The following is an 18139-nucleotide window of genomic DNA, read 5'->3' as shown; positions in this document are numbered from 1 at the left end:
TAACTTAAGGAGACCGGTTATTCGTCGCGTGTTGCCCAGCGCTCTATGATTTGACGGAAAGCGTCGGGCTTGATGGGTTTCGAGACGTAGTCGTCCATACCCTGTGCGATGCAGTGTTCACGATCCCCCATCATCGCGTTGGCGGTCATCGCGATGATCGGTAGGTGGCGACTGCCGTTGGATTCATCCTCCCGCGCGCGAATACGTGCGGTCGCCTCGTATCCGTCCAGCTCCGGCATCTGGCAGTCCATGAACACGACGTCATAGTTGCACCGTCGAGAGCGTTCGACGGCGGCGAGACCGTCCGCGACCACATCGACGTCGCATCCGAGTTTCTCAAGAATCAGCTTGGCAAGACGCTGATTGATGCGGTTGTCCTCGGCGACGAGGGCGCGCACGCGTGGCCCTGCGCTCTCCGGATCCGCTTTCGGATTCGTGACCGTCTTCTCGTCCGATAGAGAGTCCTGACGGGCGAGCATCTCGGCAAGGGTATGTCGGGTTACAAGATCCAATTTCGATCCGGCGCACTGTGCGCCCCAGATGATCCCCAGCAAGTCCCGCAGTTGGTCATACATTACGGGCTTCAGCAGATAGCCCACGAAGCCGGCTTCCGTTAGGCGGCTGGCGTCCCCCTGTCGACCGACGGAGGTCAGCATCACTAGCGCGACGTCCCTGAGACGTAAGTCGCTCTTGATACGACGCCCCAGAGACTCTCCATCTTCCTCGGGCATCTGGTAATCGATCACGGCGATATCGAACGGCTCGTCCCGGAATTTGGCGTCGAGCAACTCGGTCATCGCGTCATCGGCGTTGGCGACGTCAACGTCGAGTACCCCCCAGTCGGAGAGTCGTTCGTGCAACATCCGCCGATTGACGTCGTTGTCATCAACGATTAGAACTCTCCGCCCCCTCAGGTCCGCCAGCGGCAGACACATCTTGACGGGCGTGTGATCGATCTCGAGAGGAACCTCAAACCAGAACGTGGACCCTTCGCCTTCCGTGCTCTCGATGCCAATCTCGCCACCCATCAATTCGACGAGTTGCTGGGAGATCGAGAGCCCCAAACCGGTCCCCCCGAAACGACGCGTGGATGACGCATCGACCTGGGTGAACTTCTCGAAAACGGACTTCAGCTTCTGGGTCGGAATACCGATTCCGGTATCCCGAACCGACACGCGCAACTGGCTGGTTTCGCTCTGCCGTTGACGTTCCTCGACGCGGATCAGTACATGCCCTTGCATCGTGAACTTGAGTGCGTTTCCGACAAGATTTGTGATGATCTGGCGTATCCGTCCGGCATCGGCGACGAACCGTCGGGGAGCATCCTGGACATACTCGACGATCAGTTCGATCCCTTTTTCTGCCGCGTGCGGGGCGAGGAGATCGGTGACCTCCTCCAGGGAGACGCGAAGATCGAACGGGATCGGCTCGAGGTCAATTCGTCCGGCCTCGATCTTCGAGTAATCGAGAACGTCGTTGATGATCGCGAGCAGACCGTCTGCCGACTTCCTTACGGTCTCGGCGTATTCCCGTTGTTCGGCACCCAGGTCCGTATCCAGAAGAAGTCCTGTCATGCCGACGACGCCGTTCATCGGAGTTCGGATCTCGTGCGACATGTTGGCGAGGAACTGGCCCTTCGCCGTCGCGGCCTGTTGCGCTTGCTCAAGTGCCTCCTCGAGCGCGGCGTTGGAGCTCTGAAGCTTCTCGCTCTGCGTCGACAGTTCACGGGTGCGAGTGCCGACCATTCTCTCCAACGAACGATTCGTCTCGACGAAACGACGGGTCCTCCAGCGATAGAGGGAGCTCGCCACGCCGAACACCCCGATGGACGCCAGGGCGTAGAACCAGGCGGTCATCCAGAACGGTGCCTTGATGGTGAAAGCCTGCGACACCGGCTCCTCGCTCCACACTCCCTCACTGTTGGCGGCCAACACCTTGAATGCATAGTCGCCGGGAGGAAGATTGCTGTAGGTCGCGGAACTTGCGTCGGTGGTCGCTAGCCAGTCGTTGTCGAGTCCCTCCAGCTTGTACCGGTAACGGACCCGATCCGGTGCTGTCATCGAAATACCGACGAAATCAAACGTTACGTGGTTATCGCGATAGCCGAGCTCAAGATCGTTCATCACCGCGATCGGCTCTAGAAAGATCTGCATGCCGGCGATGTGGGTCAGCGGCGGTACGAGGTTGCGACGATAGGCTCCCGGAGAGTATCGGGTGGCGCCGTTGATCGTGCCGAACAGGACGTCGCCGTTGGCTGCGTGGGTCACCGCGTTCACGTTCGCCTCGATGCCCCAGAACCCTTCTTCCCGGCCGAAGTAGACGAAACTTTCGGTCAGGCGGTTGTACTTGTAAAGGCCATAGTTGGTACCCGCCAGGATCGTGTTGGTCGCATCACACGCGACCAAATAGACATTCTCTTCCTGAAGGATTGAACCGGTCGCGATATCTTCGAATCGTTCTCCGTCAAATCGGTAGAGGCCGCCATCGTCGGCGGAGACCCAGATGAACCCATCGTGATCCTCTGCGATCGAGTTGAGTCCCAGATGATGGATCCCGAACTCCTCGCCATAGATTTCGAATCGACCTCGCGCGCGAGGAGTCTCGCCGGGAATGAACTTCGCAAGACCGAGATCGGTGGCACCGACCCAGATCGTGCCGGCGCTGTCCTCGAAGACGGTGTAGACCGCAGCGCCGTCGGAGTCATTCGTCAATCGGTAGTGCTGGACGTCGCCAATTCCCTCACGGAGATCGCCGTCCGGATGGGGAAAGACACGAACGACCCCTTCCGTCGAACCGACCCAGAACTCGTCTTGACTCGACGAGCCGCGTGCCCGGATCAGCGATAGGAGGTTCAACGTGGGGAACCCCTGTGCAGGACCCACCAGATCGACACGCCCTGTCGTCGGGTCGAATCGATTGAGGCCACCGCCCTTGGTGGCCAGCCACAGTTTGCCGTGGCGGTCTCTCGCGATGGCCCTTACGGAGTCTTCGGACAATCCATGGTGCGTGTTGTAGACCTGGGATTCGGACGATCGCTCTCCCGCGATGGCGGGTCGGAAATGGATCAGCCCACCGTCGGTGCCGAACCAGAGAGTGCTGTCCGGGTCTTCCAGAATCGACCAGACACCCAACTCCAGCGGGTTGTCGCTGTGTCGCGTGGTCTCGAACAGTCCACCCATGTAACTCGAGATCCCTCCACCGAACAGCGCAAACCAGACGTTGCCCTCTCGGTCGACAGTGATCTCTTTTACGTGGTCGTAGCTGAGTCCCTCGTTGACGGAGAACGAGCGCAGATTGACGGGGCGACCGGAGTCGAGTCGATCGTCAAACGCCCATACGCCTTGCGATTCGGTCGCCACCCAGATCGTCGTCCGTCCATCGCCGCGGATGTCCTCGATTCGCGACTCCGGGAGACCCTCGACGTTCATCGCTGCCGGTGGCCGGCCACCGGGCTCGTGACGGCTCAGGCCCGGGAGGAACCAGACCCCATGTCGGCTCGTGGCAATCCAGCCGTTCCCACGCTCATCGATCCAGATGGCTCGGACGGTCTTGCCGCGGAGACGTCGTAACGCCGTGTTAACCCGATAGAGCGGAGGGAAACGTCCGTCGGACGCCGAACCGACATCCGCGATCCAGAGACCGTCATCGGTTCCCATCCAGAGTCGTGTGGGAGCCGTCCCGGGCCCGAGGGTCAGGGCGTGAACCCTTCGCGGAGAGCCGGGTACCAGTTCAATCGATCGCTGCTCAGAACGTCCTCGCCACAGTCCGCCACCATCGGTGGCGATCCAGACGTTGCCATCGTGGTCTCCCACGAGATCGGCGACTTCGTCGTCGTCCATCGCTGTCGCTCTCGGGTGAGCGACGAAAGCGGAGCCATCCCAGCGGGTCACGGAGCCACCGGGGTGTCCAAACCAGACCTGGCCGTTCGCGTCAACGGTACTGGCGGTCACGATGTTTTCGGCCAGCCCGTCTTTCCGGGTGAAGTTCTCGAACTGCCGTCCATCAAAGCGAGAGACGCCGTGGTAGGTCCCGGCCCACAAGAATCCGTGACCGTCCTGGACGACCGTCTCGACCTGCGATTGGGACAGACCGTGTTCGACGGTCAGATTTCGGAAGCTGGCGCGCTGAGCCAGCAACGGCGTGAAGACGATCAGAAGACCGCCGACCGCCCAGAGCGCCCAGAGCGCCCGGGTCCTTTGTAGATCTCTTGCCATCCAGGGTCCTCGCCGACCGATCGGAGACACCAACCGGGCACCCGGTCAAACTTATGGATCTGGAGGCGCGAAAACCAGCTTGAGGGAGCGGTTAGTTGAGAATGTACTTATAATAATTTAACTGGTCATGAGGGCGTGCCACTGGTTCCAGCCCAGGAGCAGACAGAGCCCGATCACCAGGACCGTGAGCGCATTAAAACCCCGGGAATTAACCCCCTCGGGGCCCAGCAGTTTCCGATCGTTGCCCAGCACCAGGAGGAGGATCGCCACCATCGGCAGGATCGCTCCGTTGAGGGCCTGCGCAGCGACGATGACGGGTACGGGCCGGACCCCACTCAGGGCGACGCCGGCCCCGATCGCCAGGATCGTCATCCAGACCCCTCGGAAATGAGTCCCCGCGAACGCCCAGCGCTTCGCACCTGCATCGCCGACGAGGCTTCGTACGGTCAGCGCGGCAGCCCACGGAGCCGTCACGGCAGACGTCAAACCGGCGGCCATGAGGCCGGCGGCAAACAGGCCCCGTCCTGCGGCCCCCCAGCGATCTCCGAACAGGTCTCCCAGGACGGAGAAGGAAAACGGGCCCTCGAGTCCTGACGCCGCCACCATGACCGACATCGAGATCACTCCACCCAGGCCGACGGCGATGGCAATGCCCCATCGGGTGTCGGCCAGGTCCCGTCCGCGCGCGACGCCGGATCCGAGAAAAAGGTTGTAGGGCACGACGGTCGTGCCCAGCAGCGCGAGGATGAGGGTCTCCGACCCCGGAGGCACCGTCGGAATCAACCCATCCTTCAACAGCTTGCCCACCCCGGGGTCGGCCGAGATCGCAAGGCCGACGAAGGCGAGACCCATGATCGCCACGAGCGCGGTGAGACCTGCGGCGATTCGTCGTGGCGAGCCGAGAGCAAGAAGAAGACCGGCGAGCACCACGACGACGCCGGTCATCCACGAAGCGTTCAGCGGAAAGACAGTGCCGATCCCGGCGACGGCACCCAGGAGGTTACCGGCCTGATACGCGGTGCAACCGATGACCACAGCCGCCAGGACAAGAACGACCAGAACTCGGCGCAATCCGTCGGCCACCGCAAGGTCCGAACGAAAACAGGTCCCAAGTTCACGCCCGGAGAGAATCGTGATCCGGGCACTCATCTCCTGCAGGACAAAACAAGCGACCACCGAGAACGTCATCGCCCACAACAGCGTCGAACCAAACTTGCTGCCGGCGGACGCGGCCGCCGTTACGGTGCCTGGCCCGATGAATGCAGCCACGATGACCGCGTTGAGGACAACGGCGGCCCACCGTCGACTCATCTACCATTCTCGACGATCAGCGCCTGCCACAGGTGGCTCTCACGAATGGCGTTGGCAAATTCGTCGTGACCTGCGTCGTTCCAATGGGCATCCTCTTCGAATTCGAACCGTTCGGCGGTCCGGCGAAACCTCTGTACGAAACGTGGCTGCATGTCGAGCATCTCGAAGCCGGCACTGGATCCACGTTCGAGAAGGTAGCGGCGCATCAGCGCGAAGTAACTACTCGAAGCTTTCTCGAGCTGACGGTCCTCGTAGAGTTGAGGGCGGATCCCGTCGACGACGATCAGGACGCGCTCGGGAGTCACTCCCGCGGCAGCCGGAAGTCGCGCAAGGAACGTGTCGACCGCACGCCGTGAATCCTCGACTCGTTGTTGTTCTGCCGCGGCGACGGTGTTGCCGACCCAGGAGTCCGAACCCGAGCCCCTGGCCGCAAGCTGGGATCGCACATTCAGGATTTTAAGGTTGGCCACGAGATACATCCCGAGTCTGGATCGCCGCACCAGATGTCGTGCGGTACCGATCTGGAGCGGCTGAAGCTCGAGTGAAAGAGAACCGTCGGGCTGCTCGCGAAAGTAGTGGAAGCCCGGGTCCTGCTTGTACTGCGCGAGGCTCTCGTCGAAGTCGTTTCCAACCACCAGCACGACGTAACCATCGGCACCGTATCGGGCTCGAATGTCCCCCACCTGCGCGAGGTATTGGCTAAGCGGTGCTCCGGAAACACCGAACGAATAGACCGCACCGGTCCCCTCTACCTCCCGTGCCAGACGCCCCGCCGCGGTCGACTCCCATGGGACCATCGCCGCCTCGATGTAGCTGTCCCCCACGATGGCCAGAAGCGGATGAGGCGCCTCGGAAGAATAGTCGAGGTCACTGACGTAGCCGGCGTTGTTGGTGTGAATCGGGTTGGCCAGCGTCATGCGCCAGCCGTGAGAGTAGTAGCTGTCTCGATTGGGTCGAAAATGCAGGATCGGATCGTCGGTCGTCACGGCCTGCGCCGCCAGCCCCCGATTCACCGGCAGCAGTCGGAGCCCCAACTCCAGAACCGCTGAGAGTAGGATCGCTGCCAATCCCGCCGCCGCCAGCCGAAAGAGACAACCCCTCAGCTTCCGACGTATCGAACGGTCAGAGATCGCCGATCTCACGAAGCGCCGCCTCGATCTGTTCATCGGACATCGTGGCGCTGTTGGCCCGTAGCGTTCCGACAAACCCTTCGCGCTCGATGGTCGACTCTTCGTGGTCGAACTCCTCGCTCACACAGGCGGGGTGGACGTTGGCGACCGCGGTGCGGATCTGATTGCCGAACTCGATCCCGCGGCCCATCGCCACCCGGAGGGACCCCTTCTCGATCTTCTCGCCACAATGCTTGCAACGAGCCCGCCCCGAAGGATCCAGTTCGACGTACGGCGGCGTCTTTCGCTGTTTGCGTTTTTCCTCCGCCTCCTCCTGGAGCTTCGCCAGCTGTTCGAGGGGCGGAAGCTTGGGCGGAGGCGTCTTCGCGTGCTGCCAGGCCTCCTCGCGATAGGCCTCCTCGACGCGCTCGAACTGGCGACGGGCAAGACAGTTGAGGTGATGCCAGAGATAGCCCACCCCGAACGGACCCTCGATCAACACACCGACGCGGAGAGCGTCCTTATTGATGGTCCGACGACAGGTCTTGCACTTCGATCTCCCGGACCGAGCCCCCTCGATCACGTACGGGGGCTTCTCGGGGGGTGTCTCTACGGGGGGTGTTTCTGACATCGAGGATCTCCCTGACTCCATTGGGCCCGCCCTTTGTAGCACGAAGGGACGGACGTCGTCAGTGGAACAAAAACGGGAGTCGCGCGTATCATCGGGCATCCGTAGTGCCAGGAGGGTCGCCGAATCGTCTCGCAAACCCGGGGGCACGCGGGAGAGGTCCCGTCTCCATGCGCAGATATCTACGTTCTTTTCTTGTGCTTTGCCTCGTCGCCGGGACTGCGGTAACCGGGCTTCTGGCCGGTATCGATGCTCGGATGCTCCGCCAGCCGGATGTCTCCGATGATCAGATCGCGTTCGTCTACGCCGGAGACATCTGGCTTGTGGCCAAGACTGGGGGGCAGGCGCATCGGATCAGCACGCCCGCCGGCGAGGAGCAGTTCCCCCGTTTCTCGCCGGATGGCGAGTGGCTCGCATTCACCGGAAACTACGACGGCAACCAGGATGTCTACGTCGTTAGAACCCGCGGTGGCATTCCGAAGCGGCTGACGTTTCACCCGATGGCCGACCGAGTCCTCGGCTGGTACCCCGAAGGTAACGCGATCCTTTTCGCGTCGGGACGCGCCAGCGGGAAACAACGCTTCAATCAGTTCTACCGGATCTCACCGCGTGGCGGTCAAGCGACAAAACTCCCACTGCCGTACGGCGAGTTCGGGTCTCTCGCGAGTGACGGCAAGCAACTCGCCTACACCACGGTGACCCGTGACTTTCGTACGTGGAAGAGATACCGCGGGGGCACCGCACCAAAGATCTGGTTGTTCGATCTTGACTCGAAGCAGTCCAGCACGATTCCCAACGAGGGATCGAACGACAGTCTGCCGATGTGGCACGGGGACACCGTCTATTTTCACTCGGACCGTGGTCCCGACCGCCGAGCCAACATCTGGGCCTACGACACCACGAACGGGACAACACGCCAGATCACCAAGTTCCGCGACTTCGATGTCCGCTTCCCCGCAATCGGACCTGGCGATATCGTGTTCGAGAACGGCGGCCGACTCTACGTTCTGAACCTGGCTACCGAGGAAACCCACGACATTCGTGTCGAGGTGCGGACCGATCGCGCGACCCTCAAGCCGCGAACCGAGAACGTCGCCAACTACGTACGACAGGCCGACATCTCACCCAGCGGCAAACGGGCGGTCATCGAGGCTCGTGGTGAGGTCTTTTCCGTTCCTGCGGAACATGGACCCATTCGCAACCTCTCCAATCGGTCCGGGTCGGCGGAGCGCTATCCGGCCTGGTCACCCGACGGGAAGTCGATTGCGTTCTTCAGCGATCGGGACGGCGAATACGATCTCTATCTGGCGGCTGCGGATGGCCGCGGCGAGACCGAAAAACTTGCCACGCTAGGACGTGGCTTTCGGTACGGGGTCACGTGGTCCCCCGATAGCAACAAGATGATGTGGATCGACCAGGCGATGAAGATGCACGTCTTCGATCGTGAATCCGGGAAGGTCAAGGAGATTGACCAGGCGTCGACGATGTTCCATGGCGCGCTGGCCAACTTCTCGGTGAGCTGGTCGTCTGACAGTCGATGGCTGGCGTACGATAACGATCTAGGCCTCCGATCGAGGGCGGTGTTCCTGTACGACACGGAAAACGCTGAGCGGCACCAGGTCACTTCGGGGTTCTATACCGACACGAGACCCGCCTTCGACCCCGACGGCGAGTACCTGTTCTACCGCAGCAACCGATCGATGACTCCGATCTATAGCGATTTCGACAACGCCTTCGTCTACGCGAATTCTTCCCGCCTGATCGCAGTCCCGTTGAGGAACGACGTCTCGTCCCCCCTCGCTCCACGCAACGACGAGGAAGAGATCGAGGATGAGTCCGACGAGGAATCGACCGACGACGATGACGCAAAGGACGAGGACGACGAAGAGGACGAGGAGGACAAGGGCGTAGCGATCGACCTTGAGGGCTTTGAGCGCCGAGCGGTGGTCCTCCCCCCGGAGGCGGGCAACTACGGCAACCTGGCCGCAGTCTCCGGCAAGTTGGTCTACATGAAGGGTGGAAGAGCGGGCGGCGGCCCACAACCCGGCGGAACGATCACCTACTACGACCTGAAAGAGCGGAAGGAAGAGACCGTCTTCTCGCCAGCCGGCGGGTTCACCGTGTCGGCGGACGGCAAGAAGATCCTCGTCGCCTCATCCGGAAAACTGGCGATCCTGGACCTGGCGAAGGGGCAAAAGATGGAGAGCCCTCTGGACCTCTCTAAACTAGAAATGCAACTCGACCCCATGGCCGAGTGGAAACAGATCTTCAGTGATGCCTGGCGAATCGAGCGGGACTACTTCTATGACCCCGGGATGCATGGCGTTAACTGGAACAACATGCGTCGTCAGTACGGAAAACTGATCGGCGATTCGATGACCCGTTGGGATGTCAACTTCGTCATCGGTGAGCTGATCGGAGAACTCTCGGCAAGTCACGCGTATCGAGGAGGAGGAGATACCGAGCGCGCCGACAACAAGTCGGTCGGACTCCTCGGTGCGGACTTCGTCATAGAGAACGGCGCGTTCCGGATCTCCGCGATCCTCGATGGTGCGGTGTGGGATGCCGAGACTCGATCCCCGCTACGCATGCCCGGTATCGATGTCAACGTCGGCGACTACGTGTTGGCGGTAAACGGGATCGCGCTGGACACGGACAAAGAGATCCACGCCTCGTTCCAGGGTCTCGGTGGACAAACGGTGGAACTGACGATCGGTGTCACTGCAGATGACGCCGAGCCGCGCCACGTCCTGGTCGAGACGGTTCGAGGCGATGCGCGGCTACGCAACCTCGCGTGGATCGAGGCGAATCGGCGACGCGTGGACGAGGCGACGGACGGCAGGGTCGGTTACCTCTACGTCCCGGATACGGGCATCAATGGTCAGAACGAATTGATGCGAATGTTCCAGGGTCAGTGGGACAAGGACGCGCTCATCATCGACGAGCGGTTCAACGACGGTGGACAGATCCCCGACCGGTTTGTCGAGATGCTCAACCGTCCTCTCTATAACTGGTGGGGTGTACGAGACGGTCAGGACTGGCAGTGGCCACCGGTTTCGAACCTGGGTCCGAAGGTCATGCTGGTCAATGAGTGGAGCGGTTCCGGCGGGGACGCATTCCCCTTCTATTTCCGCGAGGCGGGACTGGGGCCTTTGATCGGCACACGAACCTGGGGCGGCCTCATCGGGATCAGCGGGGCTCCCGCACTGGTCGACAACGGAGTCGTTACGGCCCCGACGTTCGGGATCTACAGCACCGACGGAGAGTGGATCATCGAGAACCACGGGGTCGATCCGGACATCGAGGTGATCGACGACCCGGCATTGATGTGGGACGGCGGTGACCCTCAGCTCGAACGGGCGATCGAGGAAATCCTCGGCGCTCTCAAGAAAAACCCGCCGGTGACACCGATTCGCCCGGCCTACCCGAAGCGCTAGCCGCGCTTTTTTCCTCATCGATACGGCGATCCGTGAAATCGGATTCGTGCCGTGTCTATGGGGATCGGGGTACCCGGGGGCGAGGCGGACATTGTCCTCCCCGCCTGCTTCGTCTCCGGGTTTTTACTGAGATCGCTGGAGGCTGAGGTAGCCACGACAGATGAGTCGAGTCAGTTCGGCCAGCAGGACTCGCGGGAACGAGTAAGAGCGGCAGGAGTCGACGTAGGGCCCAAGACACCAGATGACGACGTCGAGCATCGCGCCACGGCTCGAGTGGTAGATGTAGAGATTGAGTTCTACAAACCCCGATTGCATGCGATTCTCCCTTTCCTTGCCCCTCTATCTACCACCAAACGCGGACGTTGGCAGCCCCGAGACTTTACCCGTGTCCGTTGAATTGGACGACGACGAACCGGACAGTCCGGAAAACACCGCGTCGGTAATGGAAAAAGACGATAGCCCTGACGCCTTGGACAAACGCCTAGAAGTCAAACGCGACCCCGAACTGGCCGATCACATCCGGTGAACCGTCGGCGAGACCGGCGCCGATCGCCGTGCGAAGTTTCATGTTCTCGACGGCCCGCCAGGTCCAACCGACAAGAACCTGGGCTTCGTCCTCGCCGCCCTCGAATCGGGCGCCCTCGAAGCGCGCTTCGAGGCTGACGCGAATCGTCTCGCGAAAGGCCATCATCCACGCGGCACCTGCGACAGGCGCGACTTCACCCTCGAGGGTCGCGGTTCCGATCTCGGAGTTCTCGTTAACCCGAACACCGTAGTGCAAGGACCACGCATGTCGGTCGCGGTTGAAACGCGTCGCTCCGAAGATCTCCGATCGCATCGCATCGAAACCGAGTCCCATATCCTCGTCACCTGTCGGCAGCGTGATGACAACGCCAAACGCCGATCGAGGGGCACGTGCAGACGCACGATTCACAACGAATTTCCCCCACACGTCGGTGTCCATCAGACCACCACCGTCCGGGCCAAAGTCGTTGTCAACCGCGCCATAGCCGATTCGGGCCCCGAACTCGACCTGCGGCATGCCCGTTGGCTGGATCGCCACGATCGCTTCGGAAAGAAGATGGGACGACATGTCGAATTCCCGGGAGCGAACCGCCAGCTCGAAGCGACTCCTCTCCGGCAGCTGTGCATCTTCGACGAACGCGGTATAGAACCGGTCCGTGCGATTGAGACCCTCGTCGATCGCGACGCCGGCAACGACCGGAACCTGGATATCGATCTTGGTTGTATGGGCGACCACTTGAAGTGGGTAACCCACCAATTCGACGCGCACCCCGTTCGCGGTGATGACCGAGAAGGGTGCGTACCGCCCACCGGCAGGTACGGACATGACGTAGCGCCCGTTCGCGCCGGTGGGGAGGCTCATCACGACCGAGCCGTCGTCGGCGTTTCGAAGCACGACGCGACAACCGTTCACCGGCTGAAAGTTCTCGTCGACAACCGTTCCGTTGACGACGACCTGGGCTTCGGCGAGTCCGATTGACACGGAGCCCAATACGACGACCAGGCCTCCAACTAGGAGTACGAGCAACGATCGGACAGCAGAATGATGCATGGTTTGGCGCGGCCTCCTGGCACGAGGAATCGGTGAAATCCCATTCTATCAGCCGAACTGGGCCACTTCGAATCGATCCTCTCCCGGCGGCGGTGCTGCTCGGCCGATGCTATCTTTCAGGAACACAGGGAATAACCGCCCAAGGGTGAAGAGGACAGCGATGATCAGGTTGACCGACGCAGCGAGAGAGAAGTTTCTGGAAATCGCCTCCTCGGAAGGCAAGACGGATCATGGCCTGCGCGTCATCGTGCATGGAGGCGGGAGCCCCCGTCCGGAGTTTGCGCTGAACTTCGTGGCCCCCGCAGACGTGGCCGATAGCGACCAGAGCTTCGAGCAGGACGGGGTCCGACTTTACGCCGACAAGACGGACGTTCACTTCCTGGAAGATGCGGAGATCGATTTCGTCGATGGACTCAAGGAGAGCGGGTTCAGGGTGATCGCTCCGAACGCCGGCCTGAAGCGTCCCGAGGGTCCGCTCGCGGAAGCGGTCCAGCGTGTGCTCGACGAGAAGATCAATCCGGGGGTCGCGTCCCACGGAGGAATGGTGGCGCTCGTCGCTGTCGAGGACGGAGTGGCCTACCTGAAATTCGGCGGTGGATGCCAGGGCTGTGGTCAGGTTCAGGCGACCCTTCAGGAAGGTGTCGAGCGAGTCCTATTCGAGGACGTTCCCGAGATCACCAAGGTGATGGATGTGACCGATCACGCCGCCGGGACCAACCCCTACTATCAGCCCTGACCGCGTTTCCGGTCGAGTGTTTCACGGACCGTCGTGCACCGCGTCGCCGGTGTTAGCAGCTTGTGAAGCAACGACGTGGCGCGCGAGCGAAAGACGATCCCCCTGACCCGAATAGAGTGCCCCGGGTACCCACCGGCAAGTTCGCCTACGAAGTGGGCGACGGCGGTAGGATTCCGACGGAAGGACGGGTATTATTCGCGGACAACAGGGACCTGGAGGGCCAATGTATCCCCAAAAGACGATCAGCTTCGACGAGTTGGCCAAGGAGACCTGGAAGAACTTCTCGAGCCTGGTGGTCATTCACGGGAGCATGGCGGGCGGCGCTCTGCTTGTCATCAACGCCATTCTGATCTCGCTCCTCCCCGTCTATCGCGACAACATGAACGCGTTCGGGGGTCCGCCGGAGACCATCGACGCGAACTTCTTTCTGCAGATCTACGGGGCGACACTGGCCCTGGCCCTCGTAGCGTTCGTCATGGACGCCTTCTTCATCGTGCGTTCCTACGACGTTCTCGAGAATCGGCTGCCCGACTCGGCGCAGGCGGCGGCCCTTATTCTCCGCCGACTCCTGCCGCTGCTCGTCGGTGGATTCCTCATGTTCCTGATACTGATTGCCGGCTTGTTCCTGTGCTTGATTCCGGGGATCATCGCCGCAGTCTGCCTGTACCTGATGGTTCCGTTGATCGTTCTCGACCAATTCGGACCGATTGACTCGATACGCGAGAGCATTGAGCAGACCCGGGGAAATCGATGGCAGATCTTTTTCTCGTTCCTCATGGCGATTGTCATCGGCTTCGTGGTGCAGATCCCGACCTTCGTTGTCACCTTTTGGTCGGAATCGCCCTGGCTGACGATCTTGGTCTCGAGTGCGTGCCAGGGGGTTCAGATGACATTCAACGCGTCGATCCACGCTGTCGTCTTCGCTCAAATCCGACGTCTGAGCACGGGCGCCGTTTCCGACGACGTAATCGCGACCTTTGAGTAGGTCGCTCCTGATCGCCGGGCTCGCGTCCCTGGCAATCTTCAGCGGCGCGCTCGCCGAGACTCCCCGATCGGATCTCGATGCAGTCTTTGAATCCGAGACCTACCAGACGGATCTACCCGACAAACCGGTGCTGGATGATGTTGACCCGCCGACGTTTCTTTCAGCCCTCGGCCCGGTCATGCGACTGGCGATCTGGATCGGCATCGCGCTGATCGCCATCCTGTTGATCGCAGCGATCGTGCGTCATGTTCAATCTCGGGCGCTGGAGCGGTCGAACATAGAGCCCCTCGAGTTGCCCGACGAAACCGGCGGGCCGGGAACGGATCTAGCCACCGTGGAGCGTCTTGCTGCCGAGGAACGCTACGACGAGGCCATCCACCAACTTCTCCTCCTGGCGATCGAACGGCTGCGCACCGAGCTCTCGCTCTCGCGCGACCGATCCGCGACCAGTCGCGAACTGCGGGCTCGATTGCCGCATTCGTTTGCGGGACGACGTTCCTTCTCGGACCTTGTCCTCGCAGTCGAGCGCTCCTATTTCGGTGGCATCGCCGTGTCTCGGGAAGACTATCGAACTCATCTCTCTGCCTTTCGTAACGGAGCCGAGACGGTCTGATGCGCGTCGACGGGTCAATTTTTTCGAAGCGAGTCATCGTCATCCTGACGACGATCTCCGTTGCAAGCTTCCTGCTGGCCTTCTTCTTCGCGGGTCGTGGCGACGATTTCTTCGACTCTCCGGATCCGCGGCCCAACAGCTATAGCGTCTCTGCGGTCGGGCACCGAGCCTTTCACGACTGGGCTATCAAACGCGGACTGGAGGTCCGAAGACGCAGAAGTGACATGATCTCATCGGCTGCACCGTCGTTTGCCATCGTCTCGATCGCGCCGTCGCTCAAACTCTGGAAGCAGGAAGTCGATCCCTCAATGAGTACGTTGGAATTGGATGCCTTCCAGGCCTCCGCTCCTCTCGTCATCGCGCCCCACAAGTGGTCGGGCGTCGCGCCTCCCAATCAACGTTGGATTAGTGCCGCCCGTCGCGAAGCGTCTACGAACGTGTTCGCCGAGGTCAACGAGTTCCTGGTCTACCTGGAACTGCCCCGTCTCGCGCTGGTCGATGTCGAGACGCTGACCGGCTGCCGAGATGAGATGGGGAATGAGTACGAGGTCGATATCCCACGCCCCCGAGTGTGGGAACCCCAAGAATCGTTGCGGCCAACCGTGTCCTGTCACGAAGGTGTGTTGATCGGCAACTTTCCGGCGGGTGAAATCACGGCAGAGCTCTATCTGATATCCGACCCGGATCTGATCAACAACCACGGTATCGGTCGCGGCGAGCATGTCGAGATGCTTGATGCTTTCCTCGGCACGCAGCTACAACTGACCGGCGTCGAGATCGACGAGACGCTTCACGGCCTGTCGCGGCAGCCGTCGCTGATCGCGGCGTTGTTGAGTTTTCCGCTTGTCTTCCTGACGCTGCAGGGACTCCTGACCCTGGCAATCGTGGTGTGGCACGGCGTCTTCCGCTTCGGTGCCCCGTCTACAACTTCCCCGGTTGGAGCCGGACGTGGAAAGGAAATACTCATCGACAATGCGGCGAATCTCCTCGATCTTCGTGGACACTCACAGGCGTCACTTCACTTTTACTATCGCTCCAGCCTTCGCTTGGTTGGACGGACGCTGTTTCTCGACGATGACCTCTCGTTTGCCGATCTTGAGAAACGTGTCTTGAATTTAGCGACAAGTCGACCGGGTGGGCACGTCATTCACTCGATTCGTCGATCGATCGAAAACTATTCCGAAGCGTCTCGTCGCTCCGAGAGGGCGGTACGAATCGCGCGCCGACTGTTCAGGTGGCGAGAGAGGTTTATGCATGACACTTGAATCGATCCAGACCCAATTCCAACAGCTTCAGGAATCCATCGACCGGGTCATCAAGGGAAACCGAGAGACGGTCCATTTCCTCCTGGTAAGTTTGCTGGCCGAAGGCCATGTGCTGCTGGAGGGCGTTCCGGGCACGGGCAAGACGATGCTCGCCCGGGCCTTCGCCGGCTCGCTGGCGATGCCTTTCGGACGCATCCAGTTCACACCGGACCTGATGCCCGGCGACATTCTTGGAACAAACATCTTCAATTTTCAGACGAATAAGTTTGTGCTGACGCAAGGACCGATCTTCACATCATTTCTTCTTGCGGACGAGATCAACCGGACCCCTCCCAAGACACAATCAGCGCTTCTGGAGGCCATGCAGGAGCGGTCCGTGACGATCGACGGCACTCGACACGTGCTGCCGAGAGATTTCATGGTCGTCGCGACGCAGAATCCGGTGGAGCACGAGGGAACCTACCCGCTACCCGAAGCCCAACTCGACCGGTTTCTCTTCAAGATCGCCGTCGGGTATCCGGAGTTTGAGGAGGAGCTCGACATGGTCCGGGTCCACGGACACCACGCCGTCATCCCGTCCCTTCAGGAACTCGGTCTGCTGCAACTCGTTGACAGTGACTGGCTGGCGGCTGCGAGGGCGTTCGTCGCGCAGCGCACGCTTACCGACGAGCTCGTCGACTACATCGTCCGACTCGTTCGCGCGACTCGAGAGCATGCGGCATTGCAGGTTGGGGGCAGCCCGCGCTCCGCGAACATGTTGGCAATTGCCTCTCGAGCGATGGCGGTACTGGACGGCCGTGACTTCGTCATTCCGGATGACGTAAAACAACTGTTCCTGCCTGCGATGCGTCACCGGGTCGTTCTGTCGGCTTCGGCCGAGGTCGAGGGGCACACGCCCGACAGCGTCCTCTCGACGATTCTCGTCGAAACCGAAGTACCACGCTGAGGGTCTGGTGAGGCCCACCCGTCAATGTCTAGTTCTCTTCGCCGGGGGTTTCATCCTCGCGGCAGCTCCGTTGTGGGTAGGGAGTGGACTCTGGGTGCTGTGGGTCGCGTTTTTCGCTTCGATCGTAGTTCTGTGTGGGATCGACTGGATTCTGATGGCGAACGATTCAAACGTGCGCCTCCACGTCTCTGCGCCCGAGCAGATTCCAATCGGCGAATCGTCGGTCCTCGACATCGTCCTGGCACCGAGCCACCGCGCCCTTCATCGTCTCGAGATTCTCCCCGAACTGTCCGCAGGGCTCCATGAGTCCAGCACCGCACGGGCAACTCGCTCCGAGGACGGATACAACGCAAGCTTCGACCTGAAGCCCCTTCAACGCGGGCGGGTTTCCATCGACGCAGTCTGGACGAAACATCGAGGTCCGCTCGGGCTCATGGAATCGCAGCATCGTCATCCAGTCGAACAATTCGTCGACGTTACGCCAAACACGCCAGCTGTCCGAGCTATCGCTCTTCGTTTCGAATCGGACCCGTCGCTGCGAGCCGGTTTGCAGGTCGAAAAATTCAAGGGCGAAGGAACTGAATTCGACTCTCTACGAGAGTTCGTCAAGGGAGACGACCGTCGGGCCGTCGATTGGAAGGCGTCGGCACGTCACGCGAAATTGCTGTGTAGACAGTTCCGCGCCGAAACAAACCACCAGCTAATCATCGCGGTCGACTCGGGTCGCCTGATGAACGAACCGATCGATGGGGTGACCCGACTCGATCACGCGATCAACAGTTCGCTGCTGCTGTCCTACGTCGGGTTACGGACCGGTGCACTTGTCGGTTTCTTCTCCTTCGGCGCTCGTCCCGGCGCGCTGCTGGCGCCCCGCAGTGGTGTTGCTACACACCAGGAGATCACCCGAGCCAGTGCGGCCGTCGAGTATTCCCGAGACGAGACCAACTACACCCTGGGCCTGATGACCCTCGCACATCGGATCCGACGCCGAAGCCTGATCGTTTTTCTGACCGACTTCTCGGATACGATCACGGCGGAGTTGATGGTTGGAAACCTCAATCGACTGGCGAGGCGACATCTGGTCGTGTTTGTCACGCTTCGTGATACGACGATCGAGTCAGTCGCATCCGACTACCCCGCCGACTCTGTCACGCTTCATCGCTCGATGGTGGCCCAGCGCGTCGAGGAGGACCGTGCGGTCGTCTTCGGTCGGTTACGGCGCATGGGTCTCCTGACCATCGACACGCGGCCGGAACTGGTTGGTAGTCGACTCATCAACGAATACCTCGATGTTCGTCGTCGGGATAGGATCTAGCGAC

General features: G+C 61.0%; 13 protein-coding genes. 7 read left to right on the top strand and 6 right to left on the bottom strand.

Annotation, left to right across the window (positions count from 1 at the left end; all coding sequences use genetic code 11):
- Positions 1-17 precede the first annotated feature (17 nt).
- The 4 genes from OES25_04020 to OES25_04005 all read right to left on the bottom strand — a co-directional run bounded on the left by OES25_04020 (position 18) and on the right by OES25_04005 (position 7265).
- A complete protein-coding gene (locus OES25_04020) occupies positions 18-4214 on the bottom strand; it encodes a response regulator (GenBank protein MDH3626804.1) in 4197 nt (1398 codons plus the stop codon).
- Between the two features lie 117 nt (positions 4215-4331).
- On the bottom strand, positions 4332-5525 hold the full coding sequence (locus OES25_04015) for a divalent metal cation transporter (GenBank protein ID MDH3626803.1): 1194 nt from the start codon (positions 5523-5525) through the stop codon (positions 4332-4334).
- Positions 5522-6667 carry a hypothetical protein gene (locus tag OES25_04010; GenBank protein MDH3626802.1) on the bottom strand — a complete coding sequence of 382 codons (1146 nt, stop codon included), beginning with the start codon at positions 6665-6667 and terminating at the stop codon, positions 5522-5524. Before OES25_04010 ends, OES25_04015 begins: the two co-directional genes overlap by 4 nt.
- Positions 6648-7265 carry a hypothetical protein gene (locus tag OES25_04005; protein ID MDH3626801.1) on the bottom strand — a complete coding sequence of 206 codons (618 nt, stop codon included), beginning with the start codon at positions 7263-7265 and terminating at the stop codon, positions 6648-6650. The genes OES25_04010 and OES25_04005 overlap by 20 nt, the downstream gene beginning before the upstream one ends.
- Positions 7266-7432: 167 nt before the next feature.
- On the opposite strand from OES25_04005, the gene OES25_04000 reads away from it, so the two are divergent.
- The gene (locus tag OES25_04000; protein ID MDH3626800.1) at positions 7433-10699 is read left to right on the top strand and encodes a PDZ domain-containing protein; all 3267 of its coding nucleotides are present in this window, start codon (positions 7433-7435) and stop codon (positions 10697-10699) included.
- Positions 10700-10822: 123 nt separating this feature from the next.
- Here the strand turns inward: OES25_04000 and OES25_03995 are convergent, their stop codons facing one another.
- Complete coding sequence (locus tag OES25_03995) at positions 10823-11014, bottom strand: hypothetical protein (protein ID MDH3626799.1); 192 nt, start codon at positions 11012-11014, stop codon at positions 10823-10825.
- A 166-nt stretch (positions 11015-11180) separates the two neighbouring features.
- The gene (locus OES25_03990; protein ID MDH3626798.1) at positions 11181-12206 is read right to left on the bottom strand and encodes a carboxypeptidase-like regulatory domain-containing protein; all 1026 of its coding nucleotides are present in this window, start codon (positions 12204-12206) and stop codon (positions 11181-11183) included.
- Between the two features lie 229 nt (positions 12207-12435).
- Between OES25_03990 and OES25_03985 the strand changes: the two genes are divergently transcribed.
- The 6 genes from OES25_03985 (at position 12436) to OES25_03960 (ending at position 18135) form a co-directional block, all read left to right on the top strand.
- Complete coding sequence (locus tag OES25_03985) at positions 12436-13011, top strand: NifU family protein (GenBank protein MDH3626797.1); 576 nt, start codon at positions 12436-12438, stop codon at positions 13009-13011.
- 223 nt (positions 13012-13234) lie between these two features.
- A complete protein-coding gene (locus OES25_03980) occupies positions 13235-13996 on the top strand; it encodes a hypothetical protein (GenBank protein ID MDH3626796.1) in 762 nt (253 codons plus the stop codon).
- Positions 13989-14609 carry a DUF4129 domain-containing protein gene (locus tag OES25_03975; protein MDH3626795.1) on the top strand — a complete coding sequence of 207 codons (621 nt, stop codon included), beginning with the start codon at positions 13989-13991 and terminating at the stop codon, positions 14607-14609. Before OES25_03980 ends, OES25_03975 begins: the two co-directional genes overlap by 8 nt.
- Positions 14609-15874, top strand: coding sequence for a hypothetical protein (locus OES25_03970; GenBank protein ID MDH3626794.1), 1266 nt, complete (start codon positions 14609-14611; stop codon positions 15872-15874). Before OES25_03975 ends, OES25_03970 begins: the two co-directional genes overlap by 1 nt.
- Entirely contained in the window at positions 15864-16820 is a 957-nt protein-coding gene (locus OES25_03965; protein MDH3626793.1) for a MoxR family ATPase, read from the top strand. The genes OES25_03970 and OES25_03965 overlap by 11 nt, the downstream gene beginning before the upstream one ends.
- A gap of 154 nt (positions 16821-16974) precedes the next feature.
- Complete coding sequence (locus tag OES25_03960) at positions 16975-18135, top strand: DUF58 domain-containing protein (GenBank protein MDH3626792.1); 1161 nt, start codon at positions 16975-16977, stop codon at positions 18133-18135.
- The last annotated feature ends 4 nt before the right edge of the window (positions 18136-18139 follow it).

This window comes from Acidobacteriota bacterium, from assembly GCA_029861955.1.
Taxonomy (GTDB): Bacteria; Acidobacteriota; Polarisedimenticolia; order Polarisedimenticolales; family Polarisedimenticolaceae; genus JAOTYK01.
The sequence above is the reverse complement of the archived record's forward strand: the minus strand, read 5'-3'. Positions and strand labels throughout refer to the sequence as shown.